Raw genomic sequence first — 14,576 nt, 5'->3', positions numbered from 1 at the left:
GGTCACGCTGGTTGTATAGGTCGCAGCGCAGGGTTTCGTCCCCGACGGCTGCCAGATCGGAAAGGAGTGGGCGATGTCGTTCACTCGCACCCACGGCGCCGCGGTTGACCGCGCGGTCGCCAAGTTCTATCGGCGGGTGGTGCCGCTGTTCATCGTCATGCTGATCTGTAATCAGCTCAACCGCGCCAATATCGGGTACGCCGCCGAATACCTGCACACCGACGTCGGGATCGGTGCTGCCGCCTACGGATTCGGTGCCGGCGTGTTCTTCATCGCGTACGCCATCTTCGAACTGCCCAGCAACATGATGATGGAGAAGTTCGGGGCGCGGATCTGGTTGACCCGCATCATGATCAGCTGGGGTGTCATCTCCGCGGCCATGATGTTCGTACAGAACGAGATGATGTTCTACATCCTGCGCTTCTTGCTCGGCGCCGCCGAGGCCGGATTCTTCCCCGCCGTCATTTTCTACCTCGCCAAGTGGCTGCCCAACAGTTCCCGAGGTCGCGCCACAGCACTGTTCGTGGCGGGTTCGTCTCTCGCCGCAGCTATTTCGGGCCCGGTGTCCGGGCCGCTGTTGTCGATGCACGGGCTGCTCGGACTGCACGGGTGGCAGTGGCTGTTCCTCATCGAGGGTTCGTTGTCGGTGGTCGTGGGCATCATCGCCTACTTCTTGCTCAACTCACACATCTCCGATGCGAAGTGGCTGTCCACCGAAGAACGCGACGCGCTCTCGTCGACGATCGCCGAGGAGGAACGTCGCAAGGCGGCCGGTTCGGGTGTGGCGCACAAGACCTCGCGGTGGAGCATGCTGGCCGATCGGCAGCTCATCATCTTCTGCGTCATCTACTTCGCCATCCAGCTGTCGATCTATGCCAACACCTTCTGGCTACCCTCGATCGTGCGACGTATCCAGGGCACCAACGACGTCACCGTCGGGCTGCTGTCGTCGCTGCCGTGGATCTGTGCGGTCGTGGCCATGTATGTCTCCTCGCGCATCGGGGACCGCACCGGCAATCGCCGCCCGCTGCTGGTGATCGCGTTGCTGGTGGCCGCAGTGGGCACCTACGCCGCAGCCGTCGTCTCCCCGTGGCCGGCGCTGGTGTTCCTGTGCATCGCCGCCATGGGCTTCAAGAGCGCGAGCCCGTTGTTCTGGTCGATCCCACAGTCGACCTTGCACCCGATGGTGCTCGCACCGGCGATCGCGATCATCAACTCCCTGGGCAACCTGGGCGGTTTCGTCGCGCCCTTCGGCTTCGGTCTGGTCAAACAGGCCACCGGACAGGTCACCTGGGGTCTCTACGGTCTGGCCATCGCCTCGGTCATCGCCGCGATCCTGGTGTTCTTCCTGCGCCGCCCGACTCCCGAGTCGGAGGCTTCGGTGAATACCGACGTCCTCACCGACACGCCGGCGGTGACCCCCACCGCCGCCAACGCCGTGGCCACCCGCGCGGCGGAGAACAAGACCGCGCACGGTGTGGACCGATGACCACCGCCGTCGCTGCCACCCCGTCGCCCAAGGAGCGCCCGATGTCAAGCCACACCACTCCCGTCGTCGCCGAGATGGCCGTTTATCCGGTTGCCGGACGCGACAGCATGCTGCTCAATCTCAGCGGCGCCCACGCCCCGTACTTCACCCGGAACCTGGTGGTGCTCACCGATTCCGACGGCCGCGTCGGTGTGGGCGAGGTACCCGGCGGCGAAGCCATCCGTCGTACCCTGCAGGACGCGCGTGAGCTGGTGATCGGATCGTCGATCGGCCGCTACCACGCCACGCTGGGTGCCATCCGGACGACCTTCGCCGGACGCGATGCCGGCGGCCGGGGAGCGCAGACCTTCGATCTTCGGGTCACCGTGCACGCGGTCACCGCGATCGAATCGGCGTTGCTCGACCTGCTCGGTCAGTACCTCGACGTTCCGGTGGCGGCGCTGCTCGGTGACGGCCAACAGCGAGATCGGGTGCAGGCGTTGGGATATCTGTTCTTCGTCGGTGATCGCACCAAGACCGACCTGCCCTACGCCGCGCCTTCCGACGAGCCGACCGACGCCGACGACTGGATGCGCCTGCGTCACCAGGAGGCGCTGACACCCGAGGCGGTGGTCGCCCTCGCCGAGGCCGCCCACGCGCGATACGGATTCGCCGATTTCAAACTCAAGGGCGGTGTCCTCGCCCCGGTCGAGGAGGCCGCCGCGGTGCGCGCGCTGCACGAACGCTTTCCCGACGCACGAATCACCCTGGACCCCAACGGTGGTTGGCTGTTGCGGGAGGCCGTCGACATCTGCCGTGACCTCACCGATGTCCTGGCCTACGCGGAGGACCCGGTGGGACCCGAGGGATCGTTCTCCGGCCGTGAGGTGATGTCGGAGTTCAAGCGTGCCACCGGTTTACCGACCGCCACCAACATGATCGCGACCGACTGGCGGGAGTTGGGTCACGCCATCCGCTCCGGAGCCGTCGACATCCCGCTCGCCGACCCCCACTTCTGGACGATGAACGGCTCGGTCCGCGTGGCACAACTGTGCGACGCGTGGGGACTGACGTGGGGATCGCACTCCAACAACCACTTCGACGTGTCGCTGGCAATGTTCACCCACGTCGCCGCTGCCGCGCCCGGCACCATCACCGCGATCGACACCCACTGGATCTGGCAGGACGGTCAGCGCCTCACCACCGAGCCCCATGCGATCACCGACGGATTTCTCACCGTCGGTGACAAGCCCGGGCTCGGCGTCGAACTCGACATGGATCGGGTCGAGGCGGCGCACGAACTCTACCGCCGCGAGGGCCTCGGAGCGCGCGACGACGCCGTCGGAATGCAGTACCTCATACCCGGATGGACCTTCGACAGCAAGCGGCCCGCACTGTGCCGCAACTGAATCCGATATGGCGCGGCTAGTCCCATTCCTGCGTGGGCAGGACGTCGGCGAGCATCCGCGCCAGCGCCGGGTTGGTGTTGTCCGACCGCCACGCCGCGTGTAACCGAACCGGCCGCTCGCGGACGGCGGTGACCGGTCGGAACACCACTCCTTCGGGCCGCATCGTGGCCGCCGACTCGGGTACGAGCGCCATGCCGAGCCCTGAACGTACGAGCACCAGCATGGTGTGGATCTGCGTCACGTACTGCACGTGGCGAGGGGTCGCACCGACCGCGGTGAACGTGCTGATGAGCAATTCGTGGAAGTAGCGGGCGTCGACCGGGGAGTACATCACCACTTCACGCCCGTCGAAATCCTCGATGGTCAGCTCGTCGGCGTCGGCGAGGTCGTGATCGTCGGGCAGCGCGGCGATCAGGCGTTCGTGGTGCAGTGGCCTGCTGCTGACACCGGGCCTGCCCGGGCCCGGACGGACCAATCCCAGATCCAGTTCGCCGCCGGTCAGGGCTTCCATCTGGGCGTCGGTGACCATCTCGCGGAGCACGATCTTGACGTCGGGCAGCACTCGTCGGGCGGTGTCGAGGAGTCGTGGCAGGACGGCATGAGCGGATGCCCCGGTGAATCCGACGATGACGGTGCCCAGGTCGCCCGCCGGGATGCGCTTGACCATCAGGGAGGCGCTCTCGGCGAGCCGGACGATGCGGCGTGCCTCGGGGAGGAAGGCGTGTCCGGCGGCGGTCAGGGTGACGGTGCGGCTGGTGCGGTCGATGAGTTGCACGCCGAGCTCGTGTTCGAGTTGCTGGATCTGGCGGCTCAGCGGCGGCTGGGTCATGTGCAGTCGTTCGGCCGCCCGGCCGAAATGCAGTTCCTCGGCGACCGCGATGAACCCCGTCAGGCGCGACAACGCGAACATTGATCCACTCTCCACATGACAAACCCGTACCGTGATACCCGATTCGGATATCACGGTACGGGTTCGTCGATCGGCACGGGCCGGGTCAGGCGCCGACCTCAGCCGCCATCGCCCCGGCGAGCGCGGCACGCCCGGCTGCGGTGATCGCTGCCAGCTCGTCGAGATGAGCCGGGCTCGGATCGACCAGAGGTGCGCGCACCGACCCCGCGGGGATGCCCTCGAGCGTGACGCCTGCCTTCACCAACGACACCGCGTACCCGGGAACGCGATTGCGCAGACGGACGAGCGGATGGAAGAACGTACGCAGCAGATCGTCGGTGAGCGCGGTGTCACCGGATTCCAGCGAGTGGTAGAAGGCCAACGCCAGTTCCGGGGCGAAGGCGAAGGTCGCCGATGAGTACAGCGTCACGCCGATTGCGCGGTAGGCCTGCTGGGTGATCTCGGCGGTCGGCAATCCGTTGAAGAACAGGAACTCCTTGCCGGAGCCGACGAGTGAATCGGTCACCGCACCCACGATGCGTGCCATGGTGTCGAGGTCTCCGGTGCCGTCCTTGAGGCCGATGACCGTCGGCAGCGCGGCCACCTCGACGGCGGCCTGCTCATCGAAGACGGCGTTAGCCCGGTTGTAGACGATCACCGGTAGATTCGTCTGCGCCGCAACCTGTGTGGTGTAGGCGACCAGTCCGGCCGGCGGCATCGTCACCAGGTACGGCGGCAGCAGCAGCAGTCCGTCGGCGCCCTGATCTGCCGCGGCGGCGGCGAATTCCTTGGCCTGCACGAGGGAACCACCGGTGCCGGCGAACACCGGTACCCGACCGGCGACGACGTCGACGGCGCACCGCACGATCCGGGTGAACTCGGCGAGTCCGAGAGCATGGAATTCGCCGGTGCCGCAGGCGATGAACACCCCGCCGGGGCCGGCTGCGACACCGCGCTCGACGTGCTCGGCGAGTCGGTCGTAGTCGACCTCGCCGTCGGCGTCGAAAGGGGTGACGGGAAAGAACAGAACGCCGTCGAGCATGTCAATCTCCTTGTGGTGAAGGGAAAACCGGTGTGGAATCAGTCGCGGGTGAGTGCGCCGTCAATGCGCCGCCAGATGTTCTGCGGGTTGCCGTCGGCGATCGCGCCGGGCAACAGTGCGGCGGGAACGTCCTGGTAGGCGACCGGCCGCAGGAAGCGTTCGATGGCGCGTGAGCCGACCGAGGTGCTCCGTGCGTCCGACGTCGCCGGGAACGGCCCACCGTGAACCATGGCGTGGCCCACCTCGACGCCGGTTGGCCAGCCGTTGAACAGGATTCGGCCCGCAGTGCGCTCCAGGGTCGGCAGCAGGGCGCGCGCCGCCTCGAGGTCGGCGTCGTCGGCGTGGACGGTCGCGGTGAGCTGGCCGTCGAGACCGGCCGCCACCTCGGCGACCTGCGCGGTGTCGCGGCACTTGACCACGATGCTCGACGCCCCGAATACCTCCTGGCGCAAGGACTCCGACGAGAGAAAGGTGTCGGCGTCGGTGGAGAACAGCGCGGCACGGCACGCGTGGGGCGAGTCGGTGTCGAGGCCACGCGCCTCGACGGTGGCAACGCGTCGGAGGTCGTCGACGCCGGCACGATAGCCGGCCGCGATCCCCGGACTGAGCATCGTGGCCGGAGAGGTTGCGGCGACGGCGCTGGCAGCGGCGGAGATGAAGGTGTCGAGGTCGGGGCCGTCGACGGCGATCACGACTCCGGGGTTGGTGCAGAATTGGCCGGCACCGAGGGTCAGGGAGCCGACGAATGCGGCGCCGAGATCGGCTGCGCGGGTGGCGAGAGCGGCGGGGAGCGGGAACACCGGGTTGATCGAACTCATCTCCACATACACCGGAATCGGGCGCGGGCGACCCTGGGCGGCCGCGACGAGCGCCAGGCCCGCGCCGCGGGAACCGGTGAAGCCGACGGCCTGGACACGCGGGTCGGTGACGAGGGCGATTCCGAGGTCGGGTCCGTCGCCGTAGAGCAGCGAGAACACCCCGGCCGGCATGCCGGTGTCGCGTGCGGCGTCGGTGATGGCGCGGCCGACGAGTTCTGAGGTGCCCGGGTGCGCGTCGTGGGCCTTGACGATCACCGGGCATCCGGCGGCGAGCGCCGAGGCGGTGTCGCCACCGGCCACCGAGAAGGCGAGCGGAAAGTTACTGGCGCCGAACACGGCGACGGGCCCCAGTGCGACCTTGCGCTGTCGAATGTCGGCTCGCGGCAAGGGCGTGCGGCCGGGGAGGGCGGGATCGATCCGCGCGCCCTGCCAGCTGCCCTCGCGCAGGGTGTCGGCGAACAACCGGAGCTGGCCGCTGGTTCGAGCGACCTCGCCGGTGAGTCGCGCTGCAGGAAGCCCGGTTTCGCTGCCGGCACGGGCGACGAGGTCGTCGGTGAGTGCGTCGAGTCGTTCGGCGATCCGCTCCAGGAAGGCTGCGCGCTCGGTGGCGCCGGTGCTCCGGTAGGTGTCGAACGCGGCATCGGCCGCGATCGAGGCCGATGTCACGTCGGTGGCGGAGCCGTACCGGTAGCTGGGCTCGAGGTGTTCGCCGGTGGCCGGGTCGATGGCACTGATCGTTGCCCCGCCGCCGGTCACGAGTTCGCCCGCGATGATCATCTGGCCGGTCAGCGTGGACTCGGTCGGCGTGGACTCGGTCGGCGTGGACTCGGGTGCAATCGTGGATTGTGGGGCCATGTCTCGACGGTAGGACCCGGATCAATACATGTCCAAGACCACTTTGGGACCGATCAATGCCGAATGGGTATCAGTCATCGCCGAACGGTGGAGCTACCGCCATCCGAGTGCCGGTGCCACGTCCTTCAGGATCGCCTCGATGACATGCGCGTTGTACTCGACGCCGAGTTGATTCGGCACCGTCAGCAGCAGGGTGTCGGCGGCGGCGATGGCCTCGTCCTCCCGGAGCTGTTCGATGAGCTTGTCGGGTTCTTCGGCGTAGGACTTGCCGAACCGCGCGATACCGCCATCGATGTGACCGACCTGGTCGGAGCTGTGCCGGTCCCGGCCGAAGTAGGCCCGGTCCATGTCGTTGACCAATGGGAAGATACTGCGGCTCACCGATACTCGTGGCTCACGCTCGTGTCCGGCGAGCTTCCAGGCGTCGCGGAACCGCTGGATCTGTTCGGCCTGGAGTTGGTGGAACGGCACTCCGGTGTCCTCGGTGAGCAGCGTCGACGACATCAGGTTCATGCCCTTCTCCGCGGTCCACTCGGCTGTCGCGCGCGTGCCCGCACCCCACCAGATGCGATCGCGCAGGCCCGGTGACTGGGGTTCGATGCCCAGCGGTCCCGGCGGGTTGGGGAACATCGGCGATGGATTCGGCTCGGCGAAGCGCGCACCATCGATGACCTGGAGGAACACGTCGGTGTGCGAGCGCGCCATGTCGGCGTCGGTCTCGCCGTCGGCGGGAACGTAGCCGAAGTACTTGTAACCCTCGATCACCTGCTCGGGGGACCCCCGGCTGATGCCGAGCTGGAGTCGTCCGCCGGAGATCAGATCGGCCGCGCCGGCGTCCTCGGCCATGTACATCGGGTTCTCGTACCGCATGTCGATGACGCCGGTGCCGATCTCGATGGTCTCGGTTTTCGCGCCGATCGCGGCGAGCAGCGGAAACGGCGAACCGAGTTGCCGTGCGAAGTGGTGCACGCGGAAGTAGGCGCCGTCCGCGCCGAGTTCTTCGGCCGCGACCGCGAGGTCGATGGATTGCAGCAGGGTGTCCGCGGCCGAGCGGGTCTGCGAGCCGGCCGACGGGGACCAATGTCCGAAGGAAAGGAAACCAATCTTCTTGCTCATGACACCAGTTAACCGGACTTGGGTCCGCTTTGTTCCACCAGGTCGGCGAGGCGTGCAAGATCGGCCGCGACCGTCGCGGCGTCACGGTCGAACTCTTCGTCGGTGAGGTCGAGTTGGCGCAGGGTGAAGACCACTTCCGAGCCGTCGGGGTGGGCCAGCACCCGCACCGGATTGGTGACCGTCGACCCCGTCGGAAGGGTGACGTCGTGGTCGATGACCCCGTAGTCGTTGGGCGGGACAAAGCGCACCGTGACGGTGCCCATCGGGGATTCGACGAGGAGGTCGTCGCCACGGCGCGTGACCGGTGCCTGCGCCAGCCCCGACGCCCAGAGCGCCAGGTTGCCCGGGTCCGACGCGAACTCGTAGACCTGATCCGGCGAGGCGGCGATGACGTGACTCACGTGGCGACTACGCATTCATCCATCATGCGTGCCGGGTCCGACATGCGTGGAGCTTCCCTGACGTGGGATCTCACCGTCATAGGATCGCGCCATGGAGGTTCGCCGACTGCGGTTGCTGCGCGAGTTCGCCGATCGCGGCTCGATCGGCGCGGTCGCCGACGCGCTGCACATGACGCCGTCGGCGGTCTCGCAACAACTCAAGGTGCTCGCCGAAGAGGCCGGCGTGGCGCTGCTCGAACCGGATGGCCGACGCATCCGCCTGACCGGGGCGGGCCACGCGCTGGTGCTGCGCGCCGATGACGTCATCGCCGCGGTGGAGCGAGCGCAGGAAGAGATGGCGTCGTACCGATCCGGTCACGCCTCGGTGCGTCTGGCGATGTTCCCGTCGGGCGCGACGCTGCTGCTTCCTGACGTGCTGACGCGGGCCGCCGAGGCGGGAATCGACGTGCACGCCTTCCACCTCGATGTCGGATATCCGGAGGCCGCACCGGGTTTGGCCGATTTCGACATCGTCGTCACCCACCGTGACGAGCGGATGCCCGCGCTGACCGATCCGCGGGTCGCGGTCACCGAGCTGATGCGCGAACCGCTGGATGTGATCGTGGCGCGCACCTCGGATCTCGCCGGCCAGCGGCGGGTCGCGGTCTCCGAACTCGCCGACCGCGACTGGATCAGCGTGGAGGGCGGATTCCCGGTCGATGATGTGCTGCAATCGATCTCGGCGCTCACCGGCGTGGCACCCCGGGTGATCCAGCGGATGCTGGATTTCACGACGATCGAGGCGCTCGTCGCCGCCGATCACGGGATCGCCCTGATGCCGCGGCATGCGGCCCGGCAGCCCGACGTGGTCGCGTTGGAGCTCAAGGGAGTTCGTGCGGCGCGGGTGTACGAGGCATTCACCCGGCCGCATCCGCGCGCCGCGATCGCCTCGGTCGTCGACGACCTGCGCTCGGTTGCCGACGCCGTGGCCCGCTGAACGGCTCGCCCCGCTCAGCTGCCGGTGTGCCGGTCGTACTCATTCAGGCGGCGTTGCCCATCGTCTGCAATTGCGATGGCGTGCCGTTGAATCGGTTGAGATCGACCGGCGTCGGAATGCCGGGTAGCTGGCCGGAATCCGTGTACTGCCAGAACGTCCAGGTGCTCCAGCCGCCGTGCGGCATCTCCGGTGCGGCCTGGCCGTTGTAGGACGCGATCCACAGCGGGTGGTCGGCGAACTCGGTGGTGCTGCCCATCGCGGTGTCCCAGAACTTCGGATAGGTGTACAGGATCGTCTTGCGCCCGGTCAGCGACTCCAGGGTGGCGAAGAACTCGCGCACCCATGCGGCGAGGTCCGTCGGATTGAGCCCGCCGGAGTTCTCCAGGTCGAGAACCGGTGGGAGATCCAGCATTCCGTTCTGTCCGAGCACGACCCCGGCGTAGAAAAGTGCTTGCGCGGCGGCCGACTGCGAGGGGTCGGCGTAATGATAGGTGCCGCGGATGAGGCCGGCGGCACGCATGGTGAGGCTGTCGGGAACGAAGTACGGATTGACATAGTTGAGGGATTCGGTCGCCTTCACCATGGCGATCTGCTGGCCGGCGGCGCGCACCGCGAACCAGTTGATCAGCGACACGTTCGGATGCTGGTAACTCGACACGTCCGGCCCGACCGACGGGGCCGCGGTGGCCGGCGCAACGGTCAGTGAGCCGGCGACACCCACCACCGTCGCGACGGTGGCGGACATGACAAGACGACGGCGCATCATGCGCCCCAGGATAGGTCTGCTCGTATCGGTTTACACCTCATTCGTCACTTCTGTAACACACTCGTGGCCGCATGCTCCCGTAACGGTCAAGTCCGGCAGGGGTTTTGACCGAGTTGGGTGGATAGGAGGGTCTCGAGGCCTCGTCGCTGGCGCTCGTCGGCACCTCGACCATCGGCTAGGGCGCCGCCGAAGCGGGGGTGTTTCCCCACCAGGGGGCGGTTGGCAGGGCGTTTCCCACCCGATGGTCGAGGTGTGAGGCGCGTGCGCCGAGCCTCGAGACCGCTTGTGGCAGTGCTGGTTCCGGACCAGGCGGACTACCAGGTCGGATGCTCGCGATAGAAGTCCAGGTGTGCCCGCGCGGCGGAATCCCAGGTGAGGGATCGGGTCAGGACGCGGCCGGCGTCGACGCGCGAATCGGGATCGGCGAGAGCGGCGGCGAGGTGGTCGGCGAGGTCGGCAGGATCGGTGGCATACCGCACGGTCTCACCGAACACCTCACGGAGAATCGGCAGATCACGGGCGACCACGGGACGGCCGGCAGCCAGTGCCTCCATGGCGGCCAGCCCGAATCCCTCCTTGGTCGACGGGAAGGCGAAGGCGTCACACGCGGCGACCAGCGGTGGCAACACGTCGTCGGCGACCGCCCCGAGGACGACGGGCTCGACCCCGAGATCGTGTGCTCGCCGATCGAATTCCGCACGGTAGTTGCGGTAGTCGAAAAGCGTTTCACCGCCGGCGAAGACGAGCGACAGGCCCGGAACGCGAGCCCGCAGCACCGCAAATGCCTCGACGAGATCGATACTGCCCTTGCGGGGTTCGATGCCACCGACCGCCAACACGAAGGGGCCCAGCCGATCCCGCCATCCTTGCCGAGCGGCCGTTGCCGCCGGGTCTGCACCCGCCGCGACCGAGAACCGATCGTGGTCGACCCCGTTGGGAATCACCGTGGGGTGCAGTCCCCATCCCGCTCGCACCTCCTCGGCGACCGATCGTGACACGCAGATCCGCGCATACGGGTTGACGACGGCCTTCTCGTGGCAATCGACGAGGATCGGGGTGGTGAATTGGTCGAGATGATGAATCGTGCGGATGCAACGTCCGACGGCGTTGGCGCTGATGCAGTCCTGGGCGTGCACGATGTCGGTGCCGGTGGCGTCGAACTGTTCACGCATCGTGGTGATCGACCGCATGATCCGGTCGGTGATGGACTCGTTCTCACGATCGGGAAACGGGATGAGACGCAACGCGACCGACGGATTCACGGCTCGGAAGAATCCCTCGTCGCCGCCCCGCGCCAACGACCACACCGTCACCTCGGCGCCCTGATCGACCAGTGCCTCGGCGAGATTGAGGGTGTGGACCACCCCGCCACGCGGCTTGGTCGAATAGGTCAGGAGCGCGATGCGCATGGAGTTCGTCATCTCCGGATCTCGGTGTTGCTCGGCAATCGGTAGGCGTCGGTACGCAATTCGGCCAGATGGTCCAGAACCCTGCGAGCCCGGCCGATCTCGTGCTCGACGTCGACGGTGACCTTGGCGAGCCCACCCTTGGAACGGGTGGTCGTCAGGATGTCACCGCCGGGGCCGACGACCTTGGCCTGGCCGAGGAATCGCAGCGACCCGGTGATGCCGGTCAGATTCGACGACACGACGAACACCTGGTTCTCCGCGGCGCGGGCACTGTCGTAGAGGTCGAACAGGCGCGACTGTCGGTCGGCGGGTAGCCGTGCGGCGCGGTCGGTGACGCTGGCCGGCCAGGCCGAGAGCGCGGCGATGGTCGTCGCCCCGTCGAGGGCCAGGGTGCGCGCCGATTCCGGAAAGGTTTTGTCGTAGTCGATCAGCATGCCGAGCCGGCCGATCGGGGTGTCGAACGCCTCGAACCGATCACCGGCCGTGTACGCGAGGGACTCGCCGGCGGGCTGGTGGACCTTGCGATGTGTTCCGAGCACACCATCACCGTTGACACAGACCGCCGAGTTGTACCGAACCCCATCGGCTGCCTCGGCATAACCGATGCACACCACCATCTTTCCCGCGGCCGCAGCGATGGCCGCCAATTCGGGCCCATCCCGGTCGAGGGTCGGCGGCAGGTCGTCGACGTCGGGCGCGCGGAGATCACCGATGTACCCGCCGAGTGCAGCGTCGGGAAACACGAGCAGGTCCACACCCTCGCGTGCGGCGGCCTCGATGATGCCCAGCGCCTTGGACACTGCGCGCTCGACGTCGCGGCCGAAGTGCGCGGCGAGAGCTCCGAGTGTCACGGTTGTCATGGACGTTCAGCCTACCGAGTGCGGTGGTCGGTTGATGGGTAACTCACGCCGCCCCGAGCCCGGTCACACCGCCGGCCACGGCGACGGTACTGACCCCGTCCGGCCAGCGCAGCCGTACTCCGGCTCCCGCAACCAGACGTCCACACGCCGCCGACACCACGGGTGCGGCCGACCCGGGGTCGGCGGGTCGGGTGTCGGCGAGGAGCATGCCGTACCCCGGAAAACAGGTGAGCCAGTCACCCATCGCGGCTTCGGTGGGCCGCGGCACCGCGGAGACATCGAGTTCGGCACCGGTCCCCGACGCTTCCGCGAGCATTCCCAACGTGCCGACCACCCCGGCCATGCTGACGTCCTTCGCGGCGCGCGGGCGCAGCCGCGCGGGCAACTCCGTCATCTGTCGCAGCGCCTCGGGATCGCGTGAACTGGTGCTGTCCCATTGCCTTCCGTGATATCCGGGCCGCCACTCCCCGGTGGTGTCGGCGAGTAAAGACACGACGTCGCCGACGCGGCCGGCGCCCGCGGCGATCGGACGATCCGTACGGCCCAGCGCGGTCACCGCCAACACCGACGGCACCCCGAACTGTGTATGGCCGCCGAGAACCGCTGTGCCCCAGGCGTCAGCGGCCTCGGCGATACCGCGGATCACGCGTTCGACGTGTGCCCGGGTCGGGCCGCCGACCGCGTCGAGCAGACCGATCGGCGCCGCGCCCATCGCGGCAAGGTCGTTGATGTTGACCAACACCGAGCACCACCCGGCCCACTCGGGATCCCGCTCGACCATGGACGGAACGATCGCGTCGCAGGCCGCAATCAGATCAGTGCCCGGGACCGGCGCACCGTCGTCACCGCGAAATCCCGCCGGACCCAACCCCGTCGGCTGGGCCCGGAACGGCGTGAGGATCTGCGCCAGAGGTGCTTTGGTGGCGTCGGCGGCTCGCTGGATGCGACCGATCGGCCAGCGCATCCGGCGATGGGCCCGGCCGCGCACGGTGACGTCGGCGCCGCAGTCCTCCCAGCCGAGTCCGGTGAACAACCCGGCGAAACGGTCCTGGACGCATGCGTCGAACCGTAGGGCGCCCGCGGTCTCCACGTACGCGCACGCGGCCCGGATCAATGCCGCGCCCACACCGCGGATCGGACGGTCGGGGTCGACGACGAGTCGGCTGCCCGCCCAATATCCGATGTCGGGGTCCAGACAAGGAGCCACCCGCACTCCGCCGACCACAGCACCGTCGTCGGTGACCGCGATCAACGCCACCATGCGTGGATCGTCGTCGACGTCGTCGGCATCGGAACCGTCGAAAAGTCCTTGACGGAGTACGAATTCGGCGCGCCGCAGAGCCCGATAGGCGTCCACCTCGGCGCGGGAGTCGGCGACGTGGATCAGGTGGGCGGTCTCGTTGCCGGACTGTCGACGATGCGGGGTGCCCGCGAGGATCGACAGGTCGCCCCGAGCGGGAGCTGGTGGCGCGGCGTGGGGGAGGCTCCGATGATCGAGCATGTTCTCACCCACCGACGTTCGCCAACACACTGCACGCACCGCAGGCAGCGCATCCGGCGCGTTGGTCGCTGCCGGCCATGTCGATCAGCTGTAGATGGGACGCGACCTCGCGGCTGATCTTCTCCACCGTCGCCGCGTCGGGGCCGGTGGCCCCATCCACATCGACGGCCAGGGTGCCCTGTTGCGGGCGGAACGGCACGATGAACGGGTAGACCCCCATGTCGGCGAGTTCCATGGCACCAGAGATCATTTCGTCGGCATCCTCGCCCAACCCGACGAGGAGGTAGGTGGAGACCTGGTTGCGGCCGAACACGCGGACGGCCTCGGCCCACGCTGCCCGATACTCGGCGAGCGGTACCGTCGACTTCCCCGGCATCCACCGGCGTCGCACCTCGTCGTCGAGGGACTCGACGTGGATGCCGATCGCATCGGCACCGGCGTCGCGCAGGTCGCCCAGAACCGAGAGATCGGCGGGCGGCTCGCACTGCACCTGAATGGGGAGGTCGGGGACGGCATCCTTCACCGCGCGGACGCATCGTGCGAGATGCCGTGCGCCCCGGTCACGTCCGGCCGATGTCCCGGTGGTCATCACCATCTGGGTCACACCGTCGAGGTCGACGGCGGCACGCGCGACCTCGGCGAGTTCGTGGGGTCGCTTGACAGCGGTCGTGGAACCGGCTCGCAGCGACTCCTCGATGGAGCAGAACCGGCAGCGTTGATCCTCGGCGTAGCGGATACAGGTCTGAACGACGGTGGTGGCCAGGACGTTCTGACCGTGCAGCCTCGCGATCTGCTCGTACGGCACGCCGTCCGCGGTGGCGAGATCGTAGAATCTCGGCCGGCCGATCGGCGTGATCTGCACGCCGACGTCGTCCCCGTCGAGGAGTACGCGATCACCGTCGAAGATGAAGGGGCTGTTGTCGTTCCGGGGGATCGCGGCGTGCAGTCCGTCGACGACGAGGTGCCCGTCATCGCTCGGACCGGCACCGCCGGTGCGATGGACCGGCGGCGTGCCCCGGATTCCCAGCAGTGCGAGGTCGACGCGGGTGGAGACGCTCATGATCGT

General features: G+C 67.9%; 13 protein-coding genes. 3 read left to right on the top strand and 10 right to left on the bottom strand.

What is annotated here, in order from left to right; translation table 11 throughout:
- Positions 1 to 73 precede the first annotated feature (73 nt).
- Positions 74 to 1,489: an MFS transporter gene (locus GOPIP_RS20195; protein WP_006371641.1), complete on the top strand. Its 1,416-nt coding sequence runs from the start codon at positions 74 to 76 to the stop codon at positions 1,487 to 1,489.
- A complete protein-coding gene (locus GOPIP_RS20190; protein WP_006371640.1) occupies positions 1,486 to 2,877 on the top strand; it encodes an enolase C-terminal domain-like protein in 1,392 nt (463 codons plus the stop codon). The genes GOPIP_RS20195 and GOPIP_RS20190 overlap by 4 nt, the downstream gene beginning before the upstream one ends.
- A gap of 16 nt (positions 2,878 to 2,893) precedes the next feature.
- On the opposite strand, the gene GOPIP_RS20185 is transcribed toward GOPIP_RS20190, so the two are convergent.
- The 5 genes from GOPIP_RS20185 to GOPIP_RS20165 form a co-directional block, all read right to left on the bottom strand.
- Positions 2,894 to 3,787, bottom strand: coding sequence for a LysR family transcriptional regulator (locus GOPIP_RS20185; protein WP_006371639.1), 894 nt, complete (start codon positions 3,785 to 3,787; stop codon positions 2,894 to 2,896).
- Between the two features lie 85 nt (positions 3,788 to 3,872).
- Complete coding sequence (locus GOPIP_RS20180) at positions 3,873 to 4,808, bottom strand: 5-dehydro-4-deoxyglucarate dehydratase (RefSeq protein WP_006371638.1); 936 nt, start codon at positions 4,806 to 4,808, stop codon at positions 3,873 to 3,875.
- Positions 4,809 to 4,846: 38 nt separating this feature from the next.
- Positions 4,847 to 6,481 (bottom strand): aldehyde dehydrogenase (NADP(+)), encoded by a 1,635-nt coding sequence (locus GOPIP_RS20175; protein WP_006371637.1) that lies wholly within the window; start codon positions 6,479 to 6,481, stop codon positions 4,847 to 4,849.
- Positions 6,482 to 6,574: 93 nt separating this feature from the next.
- The gene (locus GOPIP_RS20170; protein ID WP_006371636.1) at positions 6,575 to 7,597 is read right to left on the bottom strand and encodes an LLM class flavin-dependent oxidoreductase; all 1,023 of its coding nucleotides are present in this window, start codon (positions 7,595 to 7,597) and stop codon (positions 6,575 to 6,577) included.
- An 8-nt stretch (positions 7,598 to 7,605) separates the two neighbouring features.
- Entirely contained in the window at positions 7,606 to 8,013 is a 408-nt protein-coding gene (locus GOPIP_RS20165; RefSeq protein ID WP_006371635.1) for an SRPBCC family protein, read from the bottom strand.
- A gap of 76 nt (positions 8,014 to 8,089) precedes the next feature.
- Between GOPIP_RS20165 and GOPIP_RS20160 the strand changes: the two genes are divergently transcribed.
- Positions 8,090 to 8,974: a LysR family transcriptional regulator gene (locus GOPIP_RS20160; protein ID WP_006371634.1), complete on the top strand. Its 885-nt coding sequence runs from the start codon at positions 8,090 to 8,092 to the stop codon at positions 8,972 to 8,974.
- Positions 8,975 to 9,017: 43 nt separating this feature from the next.
- Here GOPIP_RS20160 and GOPIP_RS20155 read toward each other — a convergent pair whose 3' ends face one another.
- The 5 genes from GOPIP_RS20155 to GOPIP_RS20135 form a co-directional block, all read right to left on the bottom strand.
- A complete protein-coding gene (locus GOPIP_RS20155; protein ID WP_006371633.1) occupies positions 9,018 to 9,719 on the bottom strand; it encodes a glycoside hydrolase family 25 protein in 702 nt (233 codons plus the stop codon).
- 335 nt (positions 9,720 to 10,054) lie between these two features.
- Positions 10,055 to 11,149 carry an MSMEG_0565 family glycosyltransferase gene (locus tag GOPIP_RS20150; RefSeq protein WP_006371632.1) on the bottom strand — a complete coding sequence of 365 codons (1,095 nt, stop codon included), beginning with the start codon at positions 11,147 to 11,149 and terminating at the stop codon, positions 10,055 to 10,057.
- A gap of 8 nt (positions 11,150 to 11,157) precedes the next feature.
- The gene (locus GOPIP_RS20145; protein ID WP_006371631.1) at positions 11,158 to 12,009 is read right to left on the bottom strand and encodes a carbon-nitrogen hydrolase family protein; all 852 of its coding nucleotides are present in this window, start codon (positions 12,007 to 12,009) and stop codon (positions 11,158 to 11,160) included.
- Between the two features lie 43 nt (positions 12,010 to 12,052).
- Positions 12,053 to 13,510: an MSMEG_0567/sll0787 family protein gene (locus GOPIP_RS20140; RefSeq protein ID WP_006371630.1), complete on the bottom strand. Its 1,458-nt coding sequence runs from the start codon at positions 13,508 to 13,510 to the stop codon at positions 12,053 to 12,055.
- A gap of 4 nt (positions 13,511 to 13,514) precedes the next feature.
- Entirely contained in the window at positions 13,515 to 14,570 is a 1,056-nt protein-coding gene (locus tag GOPIP_RS20135) for an MSMEG_0568 family radical SAM protein (RefSeq protein WP_006371629.1), read from the bottom strand.
- Between the last annotated feature and the right edge of the window lie 6 nt (positions 14,571 to 14,576).

It is taken from the genome of Gordonia polyisoprenivorans NBRC 16320 = JCM 10675 (assembly GCF_000241325.1).
Lineage (GTDB): Bacteria > Actinomycetota > Actinomycetes > Mycobacteriales > Mycobacteriaceae > Gordonia > Gordonia polyisoprenivorans.
Note: the sequence above shows the minus strand (reverse complement) of the source record. Positions and strands in the feature narration are given on the sequence as shown.

What these genes read in the sequence shown, in the direction of transcription:
- GOPIP_RS20150 (WP_006371632.1), bottom strand. Translation starts at nt 11,149, where the DNA reads ATGCGCATCGCGCTCCTGACCTATTCGACCAAGCCGCGTGGCGGGGTG.
- GOPIP_RS20140 (WP_006371630.1), bottom strand. Translation starts at nt 13,510, where the DNA reads ATGCTCGATCATCGGAGCCTCCCCCACGCCGCGCCACCAGCTCCCGCT.
- GOPIP_RS20135 (WP_006371629.1), bottom strand. Translation starts at nt 14,570, where the DNA reads ATGAGCGTCTCCACCCGCGTCGACCTCGCACTGCTGGGAATCCGGGGC.
- GOPIP_RS20175 (WP_006371637.1), bottom strand. Translation starts at nt 6,481, where the DNA reads ATGGCCCCACAATCCACGATTGCACCCGAGTCCACGCCGACCGAGTCC.
- GOPIP_RS20160 (WP_006371634.1), top strand. Translation starts at nt 8,090, where the DNA reads ATGGAGGTTCGCCGACTGCGGTTGCTGCGCGAGTTCGCCGATCGCGGC.
- GOPIP_RS20195 (WP_006371641.1), top strand. Translation starts at nt 74, where the DNA reads ATGTCGTTCACTCGCACCCACGGCGCCGCGGTTGACCGCGCGGTCGCC.
- GOPIP_RS20190 (WP_006371640.1), top strand. Translation starts at nt 1,486, where the DNA reads ATGACCACCGCCGTCGCTGCCACCCCGTCGCCCAAGGAGCGCCCGATG.
- GOPIP_RS20170 (WP_006371636.1), bottom strand. Translation starts at nt 7,597, where the DNA reads ATGAGCAAGAAGATTGGTTTCCTTTCCTTCGGACATTGGTCCCCGTCG.
- GOPIP_RS20165 (WP_006371635.1), bottom strand. Translation starts at nt 8,013, where the DNA reads ATGCGTAGTCGCCACGTGAGTCACGTCATCGCCGCCTCGCCGGATCAG.
- GOPIP_RS20180 (WP_006371638.1), bottom strand. Translation starts at nt 4,808, where the DNA reads ATGCTCGACGGCGTTCTGTTCTTTCCCGTCACCCCTTTCGACGCCGAC.
- GOPIP_RS20185 (WP_006371639.1), bottom strand. Translation starts at nt 3,787, where the DNA reads ATGTTCGCGTTGTCGCGCCTGACGGGGTTCATCGCGGTCGCCGAGGAA.
- GOPIP_RS20145 (WP_006371631.1), bottom strand. Translation starts at nt 12,009, where the DNA reads ATGACAACCGTGACACTCGGAGCTCTCGCCGCGCACTTCGGCCGCGAC.
- GOPIP_RS20155 (WP_006371633.1), bottom strand. Translation starts at nt 9,719, where the DNA reads ATGTCCGCCACCGTCGCGACGGTGGTGGGTGTCGCCGGCTCACTGACC.